Origin of the sequence: Paraperibacillus marinus (assembly GCF_046237605.1) — a bacterium.
GTDB classification, from domain to species: Bacteria; Bacillota; Bacilli; order Bacillales; family DSM-1321; genus Paraperibacillus; species Paraperibacillus marinus.
Window position 1 is genome coordinate 3,021,457 of record NZ_CP143542.1, and the last position, 19,996, is coordinate 3,041,452.

22 protein-coding genes are annotated in these 19,996 nt (G+C 45.1%); 4 read left to right on the top strand and 18 right to left on the bottom strand.

Annotation, left to right across the window (positions count from 1 at the left end):
- Window positions 1-106 precede the first annotated feature (106 nt).
- The 4 genes from V1498_RS15205 to V1498_RS15220 form a co-directional block, all read right to left on the bottom strand.
- Window positions 107-1,927, bottom strand: coding sequence for an ABC transporter ATP-binding protein (locus V1498_RS15205; RefSeq protein ID WP_409294530.1), 1,821 nt, complete (start codon window positions 1,925-1,927; stop codon window positions 107-109).
- Window positions 1,928-1,943: 16 nt separating this feature from the next.
- On the bottom strand, window positions 1,944-3,695 hold the full coding sequence (locus V1498_RS15210; RefSeq protein ID WP_409294531.1) for an ABC transporter ATP-binding protein: 1,752 nt from the start codon (window positions 3,693-3,695) through the stop codon (window positions 1,944-1,946).
- Between the two features lie 291 nt (window positions 3,696-3,986).
- Window positions 3,987-4,442: a TlpA disulfide reductase family protein gene (locus tag V1498_RS15215; protein ID WP_409294532.1), complete on the bottom strand. Its 456-nt coding sequence runs from the start codon at window positions 4,440-4,442 to the stop codon at window positions 3,987-3,989.
- Window positions 4,443-4,605: 163 nt separating this feature from the next.
- The gene (locus V1498_RS15220; RefSeq protein WP_409294533.1) at window positions 4,606-5,148 is read right to left on the bottom strand and encodes a peroxiredoxin; all 543 of its coding nucleotides are present in this window, start codon (window positions 5,146-5,148) and stop codon (window positions 4,606-4,608) included.
- A gap of 916 nt (window positions 5,149-6,064) precedes the next feature.
- Between V1498_RS15220 and V1498_RS15225 the strand changes: the two genes are divergently transcribed.
- Window positions 6,065-6,925: a mechanosensitive ion channel family protein gene (locus V1498_RS15225; protein ID WP_409294534.1), complete on the top strand. Its 861-nt coding sequence runs from the start codon at window positions 6,065-6,067 to the stop codon at window positions 6,923-6,925.
- A gap of 98 nt (window positions 6,926-7,023) precedes the next feature.
- On the opposite strand, the gene V1498_RS15230 is transcribed toward V1498_RS15225, so the two are convergent.
- From V1498_RS15230 to V1498_RS15260, 7 genes are all read right to left on the bottom strand, one after another.
- Entirely contained in the window at window positions 7,024-8,151 is a 1,128-nt protein-coding gene (locus V1498_RS15230) for an N-acetyldiaminopimelate deacetylase (protein WP_409294535.1), read from the bottom strand.
- A 57-nt stretch (window positions 8,152-8,208) separates the two neighbouring features.
- Window positions 8,209-8,919 (bottom strand): 2,3,4,5-tetrahydropyridine-2,6-dicarboxylate N-acetyltransferase, encoded by a 711-nt coding sequence (gene dapD, locus V1498_RS15235; RefSeq protein ID WP_409294536.1) that lies wholly within the window; start codon window positions 8,917-8,919, stop codon window positions 8,209-8,211.
- 105 nt (window positions 8,920-9,024) lie between these two features.
- The gene (locus V1498_RS15240; RefSeq protein ID WP_409294537.1) at window positions 9,025-9,897 is read right to left on the bottom strand and encodes a LysR family transcriptional regulator; all 873 of its coding nucleotides are present in this window, start codon (window positions 9,895-9,897) and stop codon (window positions 9,025-9,027) included.
- Window positions 9,884-10,006 (bottom strand): hypothetical protein, encoded by a 123-nt coding sequence (locus V1498_RS15245; RefSeq protein WP_409294538.1) that lies wholly within the window; start codon window positions 10,004-10,006, stop codon window positions 9,884-9,886. The genes V1498_RS15240 and V1498_RS15245 overlap by 14 nt, the downstream gene beginning before the upstream one ends.
- Window positions 10,007-10,033: 27 nt before the next feature.
- Window positions 10,034-10,480: a cyclic-di-AMP-binding protein CbpB gene (cbpB, locus tag V1498_RS15250; protein WP_409294539.1), complete on the bottom strand. Its 447-nt coding sequence runs from the start codon at window positions 10,478-10,480 to the stop codon at window positions 10,034-10,036.
- Between the two features lie 67 nt (window positions 10,481-10,547).
- Window positions 10,548-10,700 (bottom strand): hypothetical protein, encoded by a 153-nt coding sequence (locus V1498_RS15255; RefSeq protein ID WP_409299422.1) that lies wholly within the window; start codon window positions 10,698-10,700, stop codon window positions 10,548-10,550.
- A 187-nt stretch (window positions 10,701-10,887) separates the two neighbouring features.
- Window positions 10,888-11,127, bottom strand: coding sequence for a YkuJ family protein (locus V1498_RS15260; protein WP_409292006.1), 240 nt, complete (start codon window positions 11,125-11,127; stop codon window positions 10,888-10,890).
- Window positions 11,128-11,385: 258 nt separating this feature from the next.
- Here V1498_RS15260 and V1498_RS15265 point away from each other — a divergent pair, with 258 nt between their 5' ends.
- Window positions 11,386-11,628 carry a glutaredoxin family protein gene (locus V1498_RS15265; protein WP_409294540.1) on the top strand — a complete coding sequence of 81 codons (243 nt, stop codon included), beginning with the start codon at window positions 11,386-11,388 and terminating at the stop codon, window positions 11,626-11,628.
- 41 nt (window positions 11,629-11,669) lie between these two features.
- Here V1498_RS15265 and V1498_RS15270 read toward each other — a convergent pair whose 3' ends face one another.
- From V1498_RS15270 to V1498_RS15285, 4 genes are all read right to left on the bottom strand, one after another.
- Window positions 11,670-12,347 (bottom strand): DUF3993 domain-containing protein, encoded by a 678-nt coding sequence (locus V1498_RS15270; RefSeq protein ID WP_409294541.1) that lies wholly within the window; start codon window positions 12,345-12,347, stop codon window positions 11,670-11,672.
- Window positions 12,348-12,511: 164 nt separating this feature from the next.
- Entirely contained in the window at window positions 12,512-13,708 is a 1,197-nt protein-coding gene (locus V1498_RS15275; RefSeq protein ID WP_409294542.1) for an EAL-associated domain-containing protein, read from the bottom strand.
- A gap of 238 nt (window positions 13,709-13,946) precedes the next feature.
- Window positions 13,947-14,711 carry a 2,4-dienoyl-CoA reductase gene (fadH, locus tag V1498_RS15280; protein WP_409294543.1) on the bottom strand — a complete coding sequence of 255 codons (765 nt, stop codon included), beginning with the start codon at window positions 14,709-14,711 and terminating at the stop codon, window positions 13,947-13,949.
- A 157-nt stretch (window positions 14,712-14,868) separates the two neighbouring features.
- The gene (locus V1498_RS15285; protein ID WP_409294544.1) at window positions 14,869-15,354 is read right to left on the bottom strand and encodes a GNAT family N-acetyltransferase; all 486 of its coding nucleotides are present in this window, start codon (window positions 15,352-15,354) and stop codon (window positions 14,869-14,871) included.
- Between the two features lie 222 nt (window positions 15,355-15,576).
- Between V1498_RS15285 and V1498_RS15290 the strand changes: the two genes are divergently transcribed.
- Complete coding sequence (locus tag V1498_RS15290; protein ID WP_409294545.1) at window positions 15,577-16,434, top strand: metallophosphoesterase; 858 nt, start codon at window positions 15,577-15,579, stop codon at window positions 16,432-16,434.
- A 58-nt stretch (window positions 16,435-16,492) separates the two neighbouring features.
- On the opposite strand, the gene V1498_RS15295 is transcribed toward V1498_RS15290, so the two are convergent.
- From V1498_RS15295 to V1498_RS15305, 3 genes are all read right to left on the bottom strand, one after another.
- Window positions 16,493-18,607 carry a putative bifunctional diguanylate cyclase/phosphodiesterase gene (locus tag V1498_RS15295; RefSeq protein ID WP_409294546.1) on the bottom strand — a complete coding sequence of 705 codons (2,115 nt, stop codon included), beginning with the start codon at window positions 18,605-18,607 and terminating at the stop codon, window positions 16,493-16,495.
- Between the two features lie 168 nt (window positions 18,608-18,775).
- On the bottom strand, window positions 18,776-19,150 hold the full coding sequence (gene crcB, locus V1498_RS15300; protein WP_409294547.1) for a fluoride efflux transporter CrcB: 375 nt from the start codon (window positions 19,148-19,150) through the stop codon (window positions 18,776-18,778).
- Window position 19,151: 1 nt separating this feature from the next.
- Window positions 19,152-19,508, bottom strand: a complete 357-nt coding sequence (locus V1498_RS15305; RefSeq protein ID WP_409294548.1) for a fluoride efflux transporter FluC — start codon at window positions 19,506-19,508, stop codon at window positions 19,152-19,154.
- A 118-nt stretch (window positions 19,509-19,626) separates the two neighbouring features.
- On the opposite strand from V1498_RS15305, the gene V1498_RS15310 reads away from it, so the two are divergent.
- Window positions 19,627-19,836: a hypothetical protein gene (locus tag V1498_RS15310; RefSeq protein WP_409294549.1), complete on the top strand. Its 210-nt coding sequence runs from the start codon at window positions 19,627-19,629 to the stop codon at window positions 19,834-19,836.
- Window positions 19,837-19,996 lie beyond the last annotated feature (160 nt).

Here is a 19,996-nt window from a genome sequence, read left to right on the forward strand (position 1 = left end):
ATTTTACACCTTAATCAATCCAGAAACCACAATCCTTTCTTCAAAAAGCGGTTACGTGAAATAAGAGCTGAACGGCGGCTTTTCAATTACCCGCGCAGGAAGACCGTCAGCCGGCATCTAGCATATTAAACTGGGCTTTTACTAAATTAAAGTATTCTCCCCTGTGCTCCATCAATTCGGAGTGGCTTCCTTCTTCAAGAACTTCCCCTGATTTCAATACAAATATTTTATCAGCATCTCGGATGGTGGATAGTCTGTGGGCTATGATGATGGAGGTCCTGCCGCTTAGCAGGGTCCGGAGTGCATGCTGTATTTTGACTTCTGTTTCGGTATCTATGCTTGCAGTCGCTTCATCAAGGATCAAAATCTTCGGATCTGCAAGGAGTGCCCTGGCAAAGGAGAGGAGCTGCCTTTCCCCAACTGAGAGGATATTTCCCCTTTCCTGAACTTCGGTATCATACCCTTGAGGAAGCCTTTCTATGAAGTCATGGGCCCCCACAGCCTTTGAAGCAGCAAAGACCTCTTCATCTGATGCATCCGGGCGCCCAAAGCGGACGTTCTCAAGAATTGTCCCTGAGAAGATGAATGTGTCCTGCAGGACGATGCTGATATGCCTGCGGAGGCTGGATATGCTCACATCCCTAAGATCATGATTGTCAACCTTGACCGAACCTTGTGTTGGATCATAAAAGCGGCTGATCAGATTGGCAATTGTGGTTTTTCCCGATCCCGTATGGCCTACCAGCGCAGCTGTTGAACCTGCCGATATTTTCAAAGAAACGTCATTTAATGCTTTGCGGTCGGCTTCATATTCAAAAACTACAGAATCAAGCTGGATTTCCCCGCGCATATCCTTCAAATCCAATGCCTGTTCTGATTCAGAGACAAGAGGCTTCTCGTCGAGGAACTCAAATATCCGTTCTGAGGAAGCCATCCCGATCAGCAGCTGATTATAAACCTGCCCGAGGCGTGAAATAGGCTCCCAGAACATCCCCAGATAGAAAGCAAAAGAGACGAATACACCGATAGTAATGGTTTCATTCTGAATCAGGCTGGCACCGTACCAGATAAGGATGATTGTCCCGACAGCATTCGTCATTTCTACAAGCGGCCTGAACATGGCATTCTTTTTGGAAGCCTGCCTCCAGCTCTCGAAGTTTTCTCTGTTCACTTCATTAAAGAAGGCGATATTTTCAGGTTCCTGAGTAAATGCCTGTGTGACCCTGACTCCTTGAATACTTTCATTCAGATGTGAATTCAGCTTTGACTGCCGCAGACGGACTACCTGCCAGCTCCTGCGGATATTTTTGCGGAGACTGGTTGATATGAAAAACATCAGCGGCAATATAATCATGATGGCCAGTGTCAGCTGTGGACTCAGGGTAAACAGCATAACCAGAATTCCTGCCAGGAGAATCATATCCATTAGGAGATTGATTACCCCATTCGTGAAGAGCTCCTGAAGGGAATTAATATCATTCATGATCCGGACAAGGATGGATCCTGCGGACCGCTGGTCGAAAAAGCGGTGTGACAGGGTCTGAACATGGGTGAACAACGCTTTTCTAAGATCATAGATGATGTTCTGCCCTAATGCATTCATCCACTTGATCCTGAATATATTCGCAGCATACGAAGTTATATAAAGTCCTGAGAGTATGGAGACCAGCAAGACCAGTCTATCGACATCCTTATTCTTAAGTGCCCCGTCCAGGGTGTATATGCCGATTAGGGCAGGCACAGCAAGCCTCACAGCCGTTGTGATTAAGACCATTAAAAGGGCAAGCGGCAAAAGCTTTCTGGAATAAGGCTTCATATAGGTCATCAGCCTTGTCATCTGGCCCCAGTTAAACGGCTTTTCAATTATTTCTTCTGTAGAATAATGAAATCTTTCCAGCACCTTTTTATTTACTACTTTTTTAGACAAAAGTTACTCCTCCCTCCTACTTGGATTCCTGTAAAATCCTTTCTCTGTCTTGATACTGGATATCATAAATCCGCTTATACAGCCCGCCTACTTTCAAAAGTTCCACATGGGTCCCTCTTTCTTCTATCCTTCCATGATTCAGGACTAAAATTTCATCCGCATGTTTCAATGAAGAAATCCTGTGGGCGATGATGAAGGTGGTTCTTCCTTTCATGACTTCAAGAAGGTCACTCTGAATCTTGAATTCCGTCTCCATATCCACGGCACTCGTTGCATCATCAAGGACGAGTATGCTTGGATTGATGCAGATGGCCCTTGCAATGGCAATTCTCTGTTTCTGGCCGCCGGAAAGCCCTCTGCCCCTTTCCCCAAGGACCGTATCATATCCATTTGGAAGCTCTTTTATAAAATCATGGGCCTGAGCCCGTTTCGCAGCTTCTATGATTTTCTCCATACTTGCATCTGGATTTCCATAAGAGATGCCCGCTTTGATGGAAGAAGAAAAAAGAAAAGATTCCTGCAGGACAAACCCAATGCTGCTGCGCAGAGTTTCAAGCGAGTAATTCTCGATGGGCCGGCCATCAATGAGGATTTCGCCGCTCTTAGGCTCATAGAAGCGCGTAATAAGCTGGGTTATGGAAGTTTTCCCGCTTCCGGTCGGCCCAATCAAGCCGATAACCTTACCTGGTTCCGCATGAAAACTGATTCCGCTGAGTGCCGGTTCATCTTCCTCTCCATAAGTAAGGGTGACATTCCTAAACTCTACCTCACCCATCAATGCCTGCGTGGAAGGAGCATCCTCGCTTTCCTTCATGTTTTGTTCTTCATCCATTACCTCAAGCAATCTTTCGCCTGAAGCCTTTGCCTGGGAAAACATATTGATAACAAATCCGAGGTTTACGATGGGCCAGATGATATACCAGACCAGGCTGTAGAAAGCCACTAATTCACCAAGCTTCAAGGAATCCTCGATAACTAAATATCCTCCATATGACAGCAGCAATACAACAGATATATTGCCTATGAATTCCATAAGGGGAAAATATTTTGCCCATATTTCCGAAGTATGGAGATATTGATTTTTATAATCATTATTGGAACGGTTAAATTTAGTGATTTCAAAGTCTTCCCTCGAAAGTGATTTTACCGTATTAATACCGCTGATATTTTCCTGTACGGTTGTGTTGAGCTTACCGAACGATTTGCGGATACCGCGGAAGGCAGGATGGGCCGTTTTATCGAATTTATACACCACAATCGAAAGAAAGGGCAGTGCCATGATTGTGACCAGGGTCAGCGGCACCGAATAATAAAACATGACGCCAAGGCTGATGGCAATCAATAAGAAAAAGCGCAGGAGCTCAGAGAATCCATAGGATAGAAAAAAACGAAAGCCTTCTACATCCGCGGTCAGCCTGGACATTAAATCTCCCGTCTTTGCATTATCATAATAGCGGTAAGGAAGGTATTGCAGTTTTTCATAAAGGGCGTTTCTAAGCTTAAAAACAGATATGATACCGAATAGATCTCCAAAATATTGATTTATGTATGTAGCAAATCCTTTGACCGCCATTAATCCGATGAAGCTGGCTGCAAGAATTGGAATCCATTCGTACTTCTTGCCAATAACAACATCATCAATCGTTATCTGCAAAACAATGGGATAAAATACCGTTATCCCTGATACCAGCAGCAAAAAAGCCAGTGAAATATAAAAATACTTGCGATACGGCCAATAAAACTGTTTCAGCCTCTTAAAGGTTTCCAAACAGTTTCCCCCTTTCATTTTTAAAAGCTGGAAAAACACTGGGCATTCTGAAGAACACGTATTACTAAATATATCGGGTTTCGAAATAAATTACCATACTTTTTTTAAAATTCATTATTTTTTATTATCCTCCCTTCTTTGCTGCCTGATGGCAGGTGCCAAGAGTTTTAGCAGAGCGTTATCCTCTTATTCTTATTCACTATATGTACAAAGAAATGGTTTCAGCCGGTGGATATCATCGGCATCAAAATAAAAAAAGGATCTGGATTAAAGTCCAGACCCCTTTTGTTTCTATGCTTCTTTATTCATTTCATCCAGAACTCGATTCACACGCTTCTCGAGCATCTTCATGCCGCTGCCGCCTGCCTGGAAGTGGCGCAGGCTGCCGTCCTTGTCAAACACATAATAAGCAGGTACATATTGATTTTCAAATGAATCGTTTAATTTAAGCTCACTGTCAACAAAGATCGGCTGTGAAATGCCGTGCTCTGCGGCAGTTTCCTTGATCTTTTCCAGATCCAGGTCATCCTCCGAGCGCGGCATATGGACCGCCACGACATTCAGTTTGTCTTTGAAATCGTCTCTGAATTGATTTACCTGCGGCATGGCCTCTTTGCATAAGTGGCAGCTTACAGACCAGAAGTGGATCAGTGTCGGCTTTTCCCCTACTAATTCTTCTCTGGTAACCTGGCCATTAAGCCATTCTGTTGCGCCTGTCATTTCTGGCATAGGTTCTCTTAGTTTCATGTCTTTCCACCTCACTGAATTTTTTTAACTATCCCGTTATTGTCTATAAAAAAGGCCTGACACCTTATTCAGAGCCAGGATCCAGTTGGTTTGACCCATTCTTAGAACCTGGCGGCCGAAACGGGTGCCAGACTTTTTCCGGGACATCCCTGTCCCGTATGTTTTATAGGGTAGCTTGTCCAGGTCTCCAGTTAGCCGGGCAAAGTCCGCCAGTTTGAAGTGCCTGAAGGACGCGGAGGGTCTCATCCACATCACGGCCGATATTATTATGATTTACAACAGAATACATCAATTCACCTTCAGGACTGATGATGAACAGGCCGCGGAGGGCAATCCCTTCTTCTTCAATCAGGACACCGTATTCACGGGAGATCATGTGGTTTGTATCAGCAGCCAGCGGATAATTAAGGTCTCCAAGTCCGTTATCCTTGCGGTCAGTCTTGATCCAGGCAAGGTGTGTATGTATAGTATCAGTGGAAACGCCAATCACTTCTGCATCCAGATCTTCAAACTCATCATAGCGGTCTGAAAGAGCTGTGATTTCAGTGGGACATACAAAAGTGAAGTCCATTGGATAGAAGAAAAGCACTGTCCATTTTTCATTCTTCATGTTTTCTTCCAGACTTACTTTTCCAAATTCTTTATTAGACAGCACTGCTTCCATCTCAAAGCGGGGAGCCTGCTTGCCTACCATGCGTTCTGGCATCTAATTCCCTCCAAAGATAAGTTTAATGAGGGTGACAACCGTCGCCCTCGTAAAAGGTTTTCATTCCATTGTTCATTATAGTAGAACACTGAAAAGGCGTCAATTAAGAGAAGACCTCCAATCAGACTGGGCTGTAAACCGGCGTCCAATCAGGCAATCTACCATATCATTTACGGATCCATACCATTTTATTACAGAAGGGTGCGTTTTTTTGTTTAGGGTGTTTTCGTATATATTGTGGCTATTGGATAAGAACGCTGATCTCCGCTGCAGGCACTCTACCTGCGCGGGGCGGACGGTGAGCCTCTTTGCCTGCGGGGTCTCACCTGTCCCGCTGCTCCCAGAAGGGCGGAGAACGGCTAATTAATGGGTGCAGAATGAAGACACAAATTTTATAGAACCCATCCCATTAACTAAATGAAAAGCAGCGACCTGATAAAGAAGACTTGCTGATTGGCGAGCGTGTGCTGCGACAGAAGCCTAGCCGCACTTATGCGTTAGCGAAAGTAGATTTGCTGATTGGCGAGCGATTGCTGTGACAGAAGCTTAGCCGCACTTATGCGTTAGCGAAAGTAGACTTGCTGATTGGCGGGTGTGTGCTGCGACAGAAGCTTAGCCGCACTTATGCGAAAGCCAAGCATAAGGCGGGCAGGCTGTGGGTGAGGTCTTCTTCCCATTGACTGATAGACTTAGACTTGCAGGTCGAAAGTGTCGCAGCCGGATCAGGAGTCTCCCGCCTTCCGTCAATCAACATTGCATAAAATAAATCTCCTCCCAAAACTCATCAGACAACAACAACCTTTTAGAAAAGAGCCTTTAGTTAAAAGAAAACAAATGTATTAACATAGTTATCCCTGTATTTTTTCGGCGCTTTGATGTACGTTAGGAATATCTTTTAACGAAAGGTTTGAAACAGATGCTTGACTTTTTTAAGGGAAATGGGGCTTTCGACAGCCTGATGGAATTGAATTATGCCTCGATACTGATTTCGCTGGGTGCCAGTCTGCTCAAAATCCTGGCCATAGTGATTATCTTCTATATTGCAAGAGCCATAGCCGAAAAAGTGGTACATAAAAGTTTTTCAACCCTGCACTCACAGAAGAAGGTATCTGCAGCAAGGGTCAAAACACTTGAAAGCCTGACTTCAAATATTATTGGATATGTTTTTATATTCATTTTGATAGTGACCATCCTGCAGATCCTTGGTATCCACGCCACTGCGGTACTAGCGGGTGCAGGTGTTGTTGGCCTTGCCGTGGGATTTGGCGCCCAGGGGCTGGTGAGTGATGTAGTGACAGGCTTCTTTCTCCTCCTGGAACGACAGATGGATGTCGGTGATCATGTGACAATCGGAACATTTTCAGGCATTGTTGAACAGGTAGGTCTGCGTACAACCCACATCAGGGGATTTGACGGGACTCTCCATTATGTCCCCAACCGGGGCATCACCAATCTCAGCAATCACTCAAGGGCGAACATGAAAACTCTCATTGACCTCCGTATCTCGTATCCATCAGATTCAGATTTGGCACAGGAATTGATACAGGAAGCATTTAATAGGTTTAAGGCTGACAATCCATCCATCTTAGATGGGCCAAGTGTATTGAGCAGCGACCTATACATTCCCCAGAATCAGCTCAGGATCATAGGCAGGACAGCCAGCGGTGAGCGGACGGCTGTGCTCACGCAGCTGCTCCGGATTATGGGAGAGACGCTGCGCAGGCATGGGATGGCAGTTCCTGATATTTGCCGGGACCTTCCGGAAGAAGGTGAATGAAAATAAAACCGCCAGCTTTTGTCAAAAGAATAGAATAGGCGGCGCCTAAAAAGCCCGGGAAACTCCCGGGCTTTTTTTTGTTATATATGAGACGGCTCTTATCTTTTACCTTTGTATTCTATATACCTAACCGCAAGTTCGATCGCTTTTTCAATCGCCGCCTCATCGGGCACAAGCTTTGCGTGATGAAGGCCGTGTTCTGATGCCACTCCGAGCCAGAACATAAACCCCGGAATCTCCCTGGTCATGAATCCGAAGTCTTCTCCAGTCATGGCAGCGCTGCATTCATGAATGTGGATGTCTGTGTATTCACGGGCAAATCCCATAAACTCACGGGTCAGCTCCTCATGATTATATACCTGGTGATACATGGCCCCATAATCAATCTCCAGCTGGCATCCATAGCTTTTTTCAATGCCTTCCGCTATGTCTTCGATCCTGGATTTTACATGTCTCATATTTTCTTCCGAAAAAGTCCGGATGGTTCCTTCGAGATGCACTTTTTCGGCTATGATATTCTGTGCGGTTCCTCCGTTTATAATTCCCAGAGTAATAACCGCCGAATCAAGCGGGTTTACATTCCTTGACACAATGGTCTGCAGCTGTCCGATCAGGGAGGCCGCCGCTATGATCATATCATTGCTGAGATGAGGATAGGCAGCATGTCCGCCTTTTCCTTTAAGGTCGATATACAGTTCAGACGTGTTGGCAAACAGCAGGCCCTCCTTAACGGCCACTGTGCCGACTTCATACTGGGGTGCAATGTGGAGGGCAAAAATCATATCCGGCATCCATTCTCCCATGATTTCGGATTTCAGCATGGGCTCAGCACCGCCCGGGCCTTCTTCTGCCGGCTGGAATATAAACAAGAGGTCATCATCCACCACGTTATGGACGAAGTGTGTCAGTACGCCAAGGGCAATGCTCATATGAAAATCATGGCCGCATGCATGCATGCGCCCGTCGTGCAGAGATTGAAATTCAAGCCCTGTTTCCTCATTAATCTGGAGACCATCCATATCTGCCCGGTAGCCGATCAGCTTTTGGGGATTTGCTCCCTTCACCTTTACAAAGATTCCGGTGCGCCAGGTTTTAATTTCCATTCTGTCTTCTGGAAGTCCCTCCAGATAATTCAGCAGGTATTCTTGAGTTTTAAACTCCTTGAATCCAATTTCAGGTATTCTGTGAAGATCGCGTCTGATGGTTACAAAAGGATTCATCACCATTCCCCTTTCGATTCCTTTAAATAATCCCCGCCAGGATTTCCTGACAGGGATTGTAAATTAAAGCTGGCGAAGCTCTTGCTTGATTTCTGTCTTAGATTTTGTCTTTTCGTCAATTTCTTTAATGACTTTGGCAGGTGTCCCTGCAACCACTGTGTATGGAGGCACATCATCGATTACGATGGCGCCGGCCGCAACAACCGCACCCTTGCCGACTGTAACTCCTTCAAGCACGACAGCATTCGCTCCAATGACCACGTCATCCTCAACAATGACCGGTTTTGCAGAAGGCGGCTCGATCACTCCGGCAAGCACAGATCCAGCACCGATATGGCAGTTTTTGCCGACTGTCGCGCGTCCGCCAAGCACTACGTTCATATCAATCATGGTCCCTTCACCGATAACAGCACCTATATTGATGGAAGCACCCATCATGATGACCGCATTATCCCCGATTTCGACCTGGTCCCTGATAATGGCACCCGGCTCGATACGTGCTTTGATATTTTTCATATCAAGCAGCGGGATGGCAGAATTGCGTCTGTCATTTTCCACTACAAAATCTTCAATCCTTGACTCATTCTCACGTAATGCTTTCTCGATTTCTGCCCATTCACCGAAAACAACTCCCGCATTGCCGGTTATGAATACCTGTGAGCTGTCACCGAAATTAATTCCCTCAAGGTCGCCTTTCACATAAACCTTTACCGGAGTCGATTTTGTGCTATTTTGTATAAATGAAATAATTTCATTAGCATCCATCATTTTCAAAGTAAAGTTCCTCCCAATTCTCTATGTATAGTATTTTTTTACTTTACCAAAGTAAATCACCCATGACAAGCCGAAAAAACGGCAGGGGGCTGTTTCCATTTTCGTTTACATGTTCAGATGGTCTTGAACCACTTCAACAAAGGCCTCCACCTGTTTAAGACAGAAGGCAGATTCATAGCCAAGGAGCCATGTATCCCTTTCGATGGGCTGCTGAAATTCATCGAGCAGCGGAATCTTGTATATGCTTTTTTCATTTTCATTCAATGTGATGGCCGGAAGGATGGCATATCCAATCCCGTTCATGGCCATCTGCTTGCAGGTTTCAATCTGGTCAACCACAATGGTCCTCTTTGGTGTTGACTGAAACTGCCGATGCCACCAGTCATGGATTTCCTGGTAATAGTTTGAGTCGCTCTTGAACTGGATAAAAGGCCTGTCCGTTTCGATAACCTGCTCCAAATGCTTCATCTCTGTATCCACAAGGAAAAGCTGATCCTTAAAGAGATGCTTTTTTACACCCTTCCAATCCGGAGTCCCCCTGATGATGCCGATATGAACCTGGCCTTCATAGAGCGTCTTCAATATCTCACTGCTCCAGCCCGTTATCAGCGAGATTTTGGCACCAGGATACTTTTGCAGGAATTTTTTCAGCACCTGCGGAAGCCATTTTAAACCGACAATGGAGGCACAGGCAATTTTAAGGGTGCCATGTACCCTGGAATCCAGCAGCTGTATTTCTTCCCGGACTCTTTCTTCCCTATCGAGGAACTCATTGGCCAATTTCACCACGGATTCCCCTGCAGGTGTAAGAGTGAGACCTTTTTGAGATCTTATAAAAAGCTTGGCTCCCCATTCCTTTTCCATGGTTTGCAGCCGCTGGGAAAGGGCCGGCTGGGAAACAAACAGCCTTTCTGCTGCTTTTCTCATATTCATTTCCTGCGCAAGGACGGACAGAAGCTTAAATTCATTGAAAGCCATATATGCGCCTCCCCACGATATTTTTAGTCGCCGTAATCAAAATAATTATGACCCAGTCCTGATTGTATGACAAGGCAGTCCGCAGGCTGAATGACCATAATTCCTTCATGTAAAAAAACTCCCTGATACAGGGAGCTTAGACTGACCTCTTGGTATGCAGGTCTTGATTCAGCTTTTTGAGAAGGGCCCTTCTGGTCAATATTCCTTCAAAGAACCCTTCTTCATTTTCCACGCACACAAACGGATGGTCAATCAGAAGCGCCAGTCCTTTTTTTATTTTATCCGTGATTTTAAGCCTTGGAATGTCGCAGCTCATGACTTCGGCAACTCTCTTTTGTTCCAGCTGTTCAAATTCTATGCGCTGCAGCCCGAGGATTGAGTCCAGGATGGCTGGTGTTGCTAGAAGGCCCTGAAGTTTATATTGAGGATCTAATACCGGAATGGCTGTATATCCTGTCTTTGTCAATACGAGCAGTGCATGTTCCAGGTTGTTTCCGCCCTGTACATGGGCCACCCTTTCCGAAGGGATGATAAATCCGCTGATATCCAGTTCTAATAATTCTTCACTATAAACGCTCATCATATCTGAAATCTCCTCACCCTTGTATGTTGGCAGGATGGCTATCCTGCCTTTATATCGGTATATGTGTTTACCCTTTGTTTGTTTTAATATTCCTTTTAGTGAAATGGCAATTCGGGCAGGTATAGATGATATTCTGGTTAGATTGGGAAGTGATCACCTTTTCATCCATCACTGCTTCCATTTGGCAGACCGGGCACCTGACTCCGGGAACATCCATCAATCGAATCCCTCCTTAAGACTAGTTTTAAGAGAGGGAAAGAAAAACATACCTGGAATTTCTTTTTTTAAAGTTGAAAAAGCCGGAAGCCTGCCTCAGCCTCTTTAGTCCGCCCTGTCCGTTTCCTGCCTACATTATAACATTGAACCCGTTATATTACGAAAATAAAAAAAGAGTCCATAAAGGACTCTTACGCGCTCAATAGGTCAAATATTTCGATTGCGATCATATCGATATTGTCGAATTGATATTTGGATGATTTACTTTTATCATTGAAGACCTCTAACTCGAAGGTTTCTGTTTTATTGAAGAAAGTCACCTGGCATTTCCTAACTCCTTCAATTTCAAAAAAACGCTGAGCTTGTTCAGTTTCTTTAGCCTGATCCTGAAGACTTTTTAACCTTGTCAGAATCCCCTGTAACTGAGACATGCGCTCACTCCTTTCCATTATGTAAGACCTTAAAAATAGGTTGGACCATTTTTAAGATTCTATCCTTTTATGCTGCATGTCCATTAAAAATGTTAAGATATCCATGCCCATATAAACAGAATAAATTAATGCGGCATATTTGTACATAAATAAGTGCAGGTTCATAAAAATTAAATGTTTTGAAAAAATTTCACTTTACCGGCTCCATGCCTTAAAATAACACTTATGAAGCCAGGTATATAAGAAAGGAGCAGCATGATGCAGGAAGTCATCCTTTATTCCCAGCCAGACTGCCCCCCTTGTGAATTCATCAAATTATTATTGAAAGAGCACGGGATCGCTTACGATGAAAAAAATATAAAAAGTGATGGGGCAGCGAGAAAGACATTGATGAATACCTATAATATGTTTTCCACACCTGTACTTGTCATTAAAGGCAAACCCTATACGCCTTCACAGCTGGAAGAGATTCGCCGCATACTTGGCATACAGGGGGAATGAGCATAAAGAAATCCGGTTCACCAGGGGGAACCGGACTTTTTTTATTCTAAACTGGCTGAAATGCTGGCGGTTCCAAAGAGACTGACTGCAAGGTCAAACCTTTCTGCAAAAGCAGTCCCAAGACCGGCAGCACCCTCTGTCAGTCCTTTCAGTTCATTGGCCCCGGCTCCCGCAGCTGCCGTTCCGCCATCGTCCACGACAGCTTCCTCTTCCAGTTCTTCCTCACCGGCCAGGCTGTTTCGGATATCGTCTATCTTCCATGCATTCCCTTCCTTAACTAAATGAACACTTTCCGTATGGGCATCATATCCCACCGGACCTTCACTGCTTGCTTCAAATTTTTCCGAAATAACCGCAGTATCTTCTTCAGCTTTTAGCATAGTCTTTTTATCATAACTGAAAAATGGAACATAATACACAGCGGCATCTGATCCGAGAGTCTGATAAGCTCCGTTTATTTCCACTACATTTTCTTTAATGAATTTATCAATGAATGACTCTGTGAAATAAGGTTTAAGAGTTTCCCTCACGCCATCAAGGCTCTGTCCTTCATAACTCAATGAAACCTGGGCGGCAAATGCTTCAGTTAGTACATCAAAGGCTGATTCCTTATGTATTTGGGATTGACGGCTTTCAGTGCCTTCCGCATAGATGGCAGTTATGCCGGTACTAAAGAATAGGGACATGGCAGTAAAGACAGTCATCAGTTTTTTCTTCATCTTGTCACTCCTTAGTACAATTTTGTATGGATAGAATGTCTATATTGTTTTTTACCCGAACCTTAAGGCAAAAAACTTGAAATCATCATATAATGCCTGATCGGATAATATTTCCAGCATACAAAGCAAAAAAAACCTCCTTAAATGGAGGTTTCCGCAATTTGTTAAAGCAATACATCATGTTCATATAGAAAGGAATAAGAAAGGTCAAGGAATAAAAAATCTTCCCCGCTCAGAGGATAAGAAAATGTCCTGATGGTTTCTCCTGTTTCAATATCACTATACACATCAGAAAGAAAGCCTTTTTTTTCATGTCTCATTTTGATAATGTTTTCCAGGAAATATGGACGCCAGCTCCAGTTTTTGCTGCGATACTCCTCCTGAATGATCCATGATCCGTCAGTCCTGAATAAATTGGGTGACTTTTGAAAGCCTTCTTCATCACAAATATAAAGCCTGAAGCACATAGCTTCCAATTCCACGGCAAGCGCCTGCAGCAACTCAGTCCCCGCTTGGCGGCGCTTAAATTTTGCAAGCAGTTCTGCCAGGCGGGTCTGAAAATTCATCGTAATTTCATAGACCTTTTCCAGTTTGTTTTTTTCCAGCAGAATAAATTCATGGAATTCTTCCTTAAATTTGTCTCTAAGGATATTCCTTTCTACTAAGTGCACAATGGGTGCATGAAGATATGCCCCTTGATAATAACGGCCGCCGTTCTTCCAGGCATAGTGCATATCATAATTATTTTCGATACCTTCAAAAAGCAGGGCTGCTCCCATTTTTCTTGCGAGCATCTTCACGGGATACAGCAAGTCATTCTGGCCCCCGCTGTTCCGCATGGTCTCAAAGTTTATTTTGAGGATGTGCGGCGAAAGCTTGGCTATCCTCTCCATATGGCTCTTTTCCCCAAGATTGCCTATAGCCACACCAATTCCATATGTACGGAAATATGCCAGCATATGATAGAGAGGATCCAGTTCCCCGCTATAGTTTGCTTCTGATATTTCAAGCACGATTTTATCCAGCCTGTCCGGGAGGTGCTGCTTCAGTATTCCAAGAAACCCTTCCCCATGATCCTGCATTAACAGATCAGGGTCTCTATGGATGAAAAAAAGCACAGAATCACTGGCTGCCCCAAGCTGGAAGAGCGCCCTTTCAAGAATGATGTTCTCGACTTCAATCCGGTATTCGTCCGGTATATCTGGATCATTAAGAAAAGGTTCCAGGCTGAGCGCCTGACTGCCTGATTGAATCCTGCCAAGCACCTCATACCCGATCACCTGATGTTCATCCGCGCTGAATACGGGCTGAAAGCAGGGGAATATTTTATCGGTATTCTCTAATATTTCTACAGCATCCACAGCAGCCCCTCCAACCAAGAATCTTTTTTTCATTTTACCACCAGAAGACATGCAGGCAAAATTATGAATAGTCATGTCAACAAATACAGTAGTGTTTTACACCGCTTATCATAAAAAAATATATTCATGGGAAGGCTGATGCTATGTGAAGTTTATGCAGCCGGGATGTTACTCAAGCTTCAAACTGGCCGGTTTATGTATTGAAAAATGGCAAGTCCCATCAGCGCGCAGTAACTCTCTAGAAGGGATGCTGATTGAGCCACTGTCCTCCATCCATGGTTATGCATTCTCCGTTTATATATCCGGCTTCCGGGGAGAAGAGGTAACTCGCCAATCCGGCGATCTCTTCAGGAGTACCAAGCCTCTTGAGCGGTACACTGTCCAGTGTCCTCCTGGCAGCTTCTTCCGATTCCCAGAGCTTTTCCGCTCCTCCAGTCCTTTCAATCGGACCCGGCGCGATGGCATTCACCCGTATCCCATACCGGCTGCCCCATTCCACGGCGAGGGTACGGGTCATGGACAGCACCCCTGCCTTGGCGCTCGCTGAATGGATGACTCCGGCTCCGGCTCCCCAGGCATAGGTTGCGACCATATTGATGATGCTGCCTTTGATACCTTTTTCAATCCAGTATTTCCCTACTTCGCTTGTACAATAGAATGTTCCATTCAAGACAATATCTATGACAGATTTCCATCCGTTCGGCGACAATTTTTCAGCAGGGCATATGAAATTTCCAGCTGCATTATTGACCAGGAAATCAATCGTACCGAATGTCTCCAAAGTTTTTCCAACCATATGCCGTACATGCTCCACTTCTCTCACATCCATTTGGATGGTAAGGATTCGGCCTTCACCCGTTTCTATTTCACTCTTTGTCTGCTCGAGCCTCTCTGGGTTGCGTCCTGTAATGACTACATTTGCACCTGAATCCGCAAACCTTTTAGCCATGAACTTCCCCATGCCGCTTGATCCTCCAGTAATGATGATTACTTTATCTTTCATTCTGATCCCCTCTTCCAAAAATGAATAGTCATTCATTTCAATGATAGCATTTATTTTCTAAATTTTCTAACTTAAATCAACAAAAGAAAAACCCGGCTCTTTTTTAGCTACCGGGTCTTTTACAACGGGGGCATTTCCCCGCATATAACCAAGGTCGTCATAATATAAGCTGATAAAATAAAACATCCTGCCATTGGTCAAATTTGTAACCCACTTCTCTGAAGCAGCCTGCGTATTGGAAACCAAACTTTTTATGCATTTCTACGCTGGTGTCATTGCCTGCAGTGATCCCAGCCATAATGACATGAAACCCGGAGCTCCTTGCTTTTTCAATGATGGCTCCCATCAGTCTGCCTGCGGCGCCTCTTCCTCTATACGCTGCATCTATATAAATAGATATCTCTACGGTCTGCCGGTATGCTTCTTTGTCCCTGAAGGGCGACAAAGAACAATACCCTGCAGCCCTGCCATCGATCTCAGCCACTAAAAGCGGATAATCCCCGCCATACTTGCTGAACCACTGCCGCCTCTCTGCAAGCGTTTGCTCCTTCATATCAAACGTCGCTGCCGTATTCCTGATTGCCTCATTATAAATATCAAGCAAAAACGGCAGATCGCACTCCACTGCATCTCTAATTATCACTCATATAACCCCCGTCTATTTTCTCTACCATAATACTATAAGAACAAACCCCTGCTTAACAATCCCCTTTCTTCGAATTTTGGTAAATGGGGGACTGTCCCCCGGGAAATAGTCCGTGGCGGAAGGGTTTGCAGATTTTGGCTTGGGGTTATGGCTATTATTTCACGGGTGTTTTTGTTACTATTTATGAGTAGAATTCAGTTGTATAGATAGGTTGATTAGATGAAAAAGTGGACAAGAAGGTCTTTTTTGAAGTCCAGTCTGGGAGTCCTCCTTTCAGCGGCCGGAGCAGGTGCGGGCGGCAAGTATTATGCTGAGGAGGTTGAACCGCGATGGCTTGAGGTTAATTCATATAAAATCAGCCACCAGTTAATCCCGCGGGGGTTTGGCGGTATAAAGATTGTTCAATTCAGCGACACGCATATCGGCTTTCAATTCCAGCTCGATGACCTCAAGACGGCTGTAAAGAAAATCAGCAGCCTCCAGCCTGATATCATTTTCTTCACAGGGGATCTGATGGATGCGCCAAATGAGTATGCACATCAGGAAGATATAATCCCTGTGCTGAGTTCGCTGAACCCGCCTCTTGGGAAGTTCTGCGTATATGGCAACCATGACCACGGCGGCTATGGTACAGATATCTATGAAAACATCATGAAGCAGGCTGGCTTTACTGTTTTAAAAAATGATTACAAGCTAGTGAAACTTTTAAATGGCGACTCTATCTGCATTTCTGGGATTGATGAACCGATGCTCGGCAGACCGGATTTAAACCGGGCGCTCGACCGGGCAGAAGGCAGGTACCATATTAATCTGTCACATGCTCCCGACCTTGCAGACGACATTTCCGCATATCCGGTTCATCTGCAGCTGAGCGGCCACAGCCATGGCGGGCAGGTGCAGATCCCATTTGCCGGTGCACTGGTGAAGCCTCCATTCGCGGAGAAATACATCGAAGGCTTCTATGACATCGGTTCTGTCAAGCTTTATGTAAACCGGGGGCTTGGAACCACACGGCTTCCCTATAGAGTCCTGTCAAGGCCGGAGATCACCATATTTGAACTGGAGAGGAAACATTGATCTTCATATTTAGGTATAATAATGAAGGAGCAGTGCCCATGAGGCCGCTGCTCCTTTCTTATTGAGGTGCGAAGTTCTTTTTAGTCAGCAGCGCCTTTTCAATCTCAATGGGGGGCATCGGCTTTGAAAACAGATAACCCTGTCCTTTCTGGCAATTTGCTTCCCTCAGGAAGCCGGCCTGCTCAGGCACCTCAACGCCTTCGGCTATCACCTCAAGGCCGAGACTCTGCCCCAGGTGGATGATGGTGGTAATGATGGCTGCATCCTTCTTGTCATAAAGAATTTCCCTGACAAAGGACTGATCGATCTTTAAGGTATCGAGCGGGAATTGTTTTAGATAGCTTAAGGAAGAATATCCGGTCCCGAAGTCGTCCACTGAAATGGATAATCCGATCTCCTTGAGCTTGGTTACGATCTCAAGGCTCTCCACAGTATTCTGAATGGCACCCTCCGTTATTTCTATTTCAAGTCTCGCAGGACTCACTCCATACTTCTTGATCACATCATTCAGCCTCTCGGCAAGCTGGGGCTGCAGAAATTGTTTCGGCGAGAGATTGATCGCCACTTTTATTTCTGGCAGTCCTTTTATATCCCATTCCACAATCTGCCTGCATACTTCCTCAAGCACCCATTCCCCAATCGGGACAATCAGGGCCGTATCTTCCGCCAGCGGAATGAATTCAGCTGGAGAAACGTACCCGAGGGTAGGGTTATGCCAGCGAAGCAATGCTTCCAGGCTCTCAATCTGATTGGTGGCCAGATTGATTTGCGGCTGATAATAAAGGTTTAATTCTTTCTTCTCAATGGCCCTTCTCAGATTGGACTCCATCACGACAATATTGGGCTGATGAAGAAGGATGTCCTTACTGAAAAACTGAAAATGCGCCTTGCCTCTTTCCTTCACCTTATGGAGGGCACCGTCAGCTTTCCTTAAAAGGGTTTCGCTGTCTATCCCATCAAGCGGATACATACTTATCCCAATGCTTGGAGAAATAAAATAATCCTGGCCGCGAAGTGTAAAAGGCTGGCCAAATTGGTTGAACAGCACAACAGCAAACTGCTCTGCTTCCTCTTTACTGCTGTGGCTGAGCAGGACGGTAAATTCATCTCCGCCCTGGCGGTAAAGCTTGTAGTCAAAATCCCTGATGGCCAAAAGCCTCCTGCCCACTTCCTTGAGAAGGGCATCACCGATGTTATGTCCAAGGGAATCATTCAGGTACTTGAATCTGTCCAGATCTATATTGTATATGGCAATCTGTCTTGCAGGGGCGCTCGCCTCGGTAATTGCTTCATTTATATCACGTATGAGTGCCGTCCTGTTCATCAGACCGGTCAACTGGTCATGATAGGCCATATATTTTATAGTTTCCAGATTGTCTTTTTGGGCAGTAATATTCCTCATAATGATATACAGGCCCCTCACCTGCCCAGCAATAATGATGGGCACTGTCCGGATATGGACGGAAATGCCGGATCCTCCCTTATCAATGAAACAGAGATCAATCGACTCCATGGCAGCACCTTTCATCGAACCGCTGAATAATGCCTTGAAGCTGTCCTGATCTTCCCCGCTCAAGAATGAAACAAATTCCTTCATGTTCAGTTCAATTCCGCTGAAACCGGTGATTTTGTATGCTGCGGGATTCACATTCACAATATTCCCGGTTTCATCCAGCGTAAAGATAGAATCCATATTATGATCAATCAGCGACCGAAACCGATCCTGGCTTTCTATAAGCTTTTCATTTTCAAGCACTGCTTCTGTGATATCCCTTGTCACACTGACTATATACTGAATCGGTCCGGCTTCTTCACCCACCGGAGTGAGAATGGATTCTCCAAAAAAGCGCCTGCCGCTAGATGAGATGCCGGAGTCTTTAAAATACACCGCCTCCCCGGTTTCCAGGACCTGATTATATTGACGGATGAGCTCATGGGCCTTATCAGATGACAGCACATCCTGAATCAGCCTGCCAATGCTTCCATCTGTAAGGGCAGCACGTTCAAGAGCCACTTCGTTGGCAAATAAGTAGCGGAATTGACCCGCTCCTTCCACCTTCATGATGAATAGCATGTCTTTTACATGCCGGAACATAATTTCGAGAAGGATGGTATCCATGTTACCGCTTCCTTTTTTATGTAACTTATCGAGATAATAATTGAATGAATCCATAATGTCAGCACCTTAAGGAATGCCGCTGTATACTGTCCCCCAGCCTGCAGGAAAAACAGATACAGTGGAAGTAAATTCCGTATTTTGTTAGTTTTTGTATACTGTCATTTTACAACGAATTTGCATGAAGCACAGCAAAAATTAGAAAATAAAAAAACTTCCCTGCTTCTAGAATATCTTCGGCACATACATGCCTATTATGCGGCCGATTGGAAATGCCAGGAGGCTGCCGCCAATTGACAGGATGATGTACAGCACAAAGCCCTTCATATTGTTTTCTCTTAGCAGCTGTGCTGCTTCTAGGCTGAAAGTAGACATGGTTGTAAAAGAGCCCAAAAATCCAGCAGATGCAAACAGAATGAAGTGCTGCCCTGAGCTTTCTAAAATAGGCAGGACAAGTCCAAGCAAGAAACAGCCGGCTATATTGATTGCTGCAATGGAAAGAGGTATGGATGACTTTCGTCCGGCAAGCCACCACATCCCAGCCAGGAATCGTGCAATCGATCCAAAAAATCCACCCAGTGCTACTGAAAGGCAGTCCATTTCACTTCACCGCCTTCCCTGCTGCCGAGTAACCCAAGAAAGCTGAACCTATACACAGCACGGCTGTGGATACGATGTATAAAAGTCCGGACAGGCCCCCGTCTAACAGTAATGTGCAGACTTCCATTGAAAAGGTAGACATAGTCGAAAAGCCCCCGCAAAAACCTGTGCCTAAAAAGAGTAAAAGCATAGGTTTCTTTTCTTTGATTTGTAATCCATTTATATATCCAATCAGGAGACTCGCAAGTATATTGGCAGTTAATGTGCCTTCAGGTCCAGCCGCGCCCTGCTGAACCCAGAATCTCGCCATGGCCCCGGCCGCACCGCCGAATCCTGCGGCCGCAATACTCTTCAGCATGGATCCCCCTCCTTATCCTCATCATGACAGGCTCCATACAGGCCTGCATCTCATATTATAGCTTAGGATAGACACCTTTTCACAGGTGTAGATGCAGTTATAGAAAGGAAGAGTTGCTTTGTATTATCAACAATCCTATTATCCGCAGTACGGCCAAACCCTGGCTCCCCGTGAACAGGAACAGGGAAATGATGAGCGGTTCTTTCCACTGCTCCCCTTTGCAGCCGGCCTTGCCATCGGCCCCCTGCTGTTCAACAGACCCTACTTTTATCCCTATCCTGTATACGCGGCATATCCTCCGCCCGTGCCGCCCTATTACTATTATTAGAAAATCTGCCCCTGCATTCTTCAGCCCTTCGGTTAATCGGGCTGAAGAATATTTTATATCTTTTATCTAATTGCAGATTTTAAGTTTAAGTTCTATACATATAGGGCAAAACGAAGATGACATGATATGGAGCTAAGCTTAAGCCTATTCCACAGCTGTA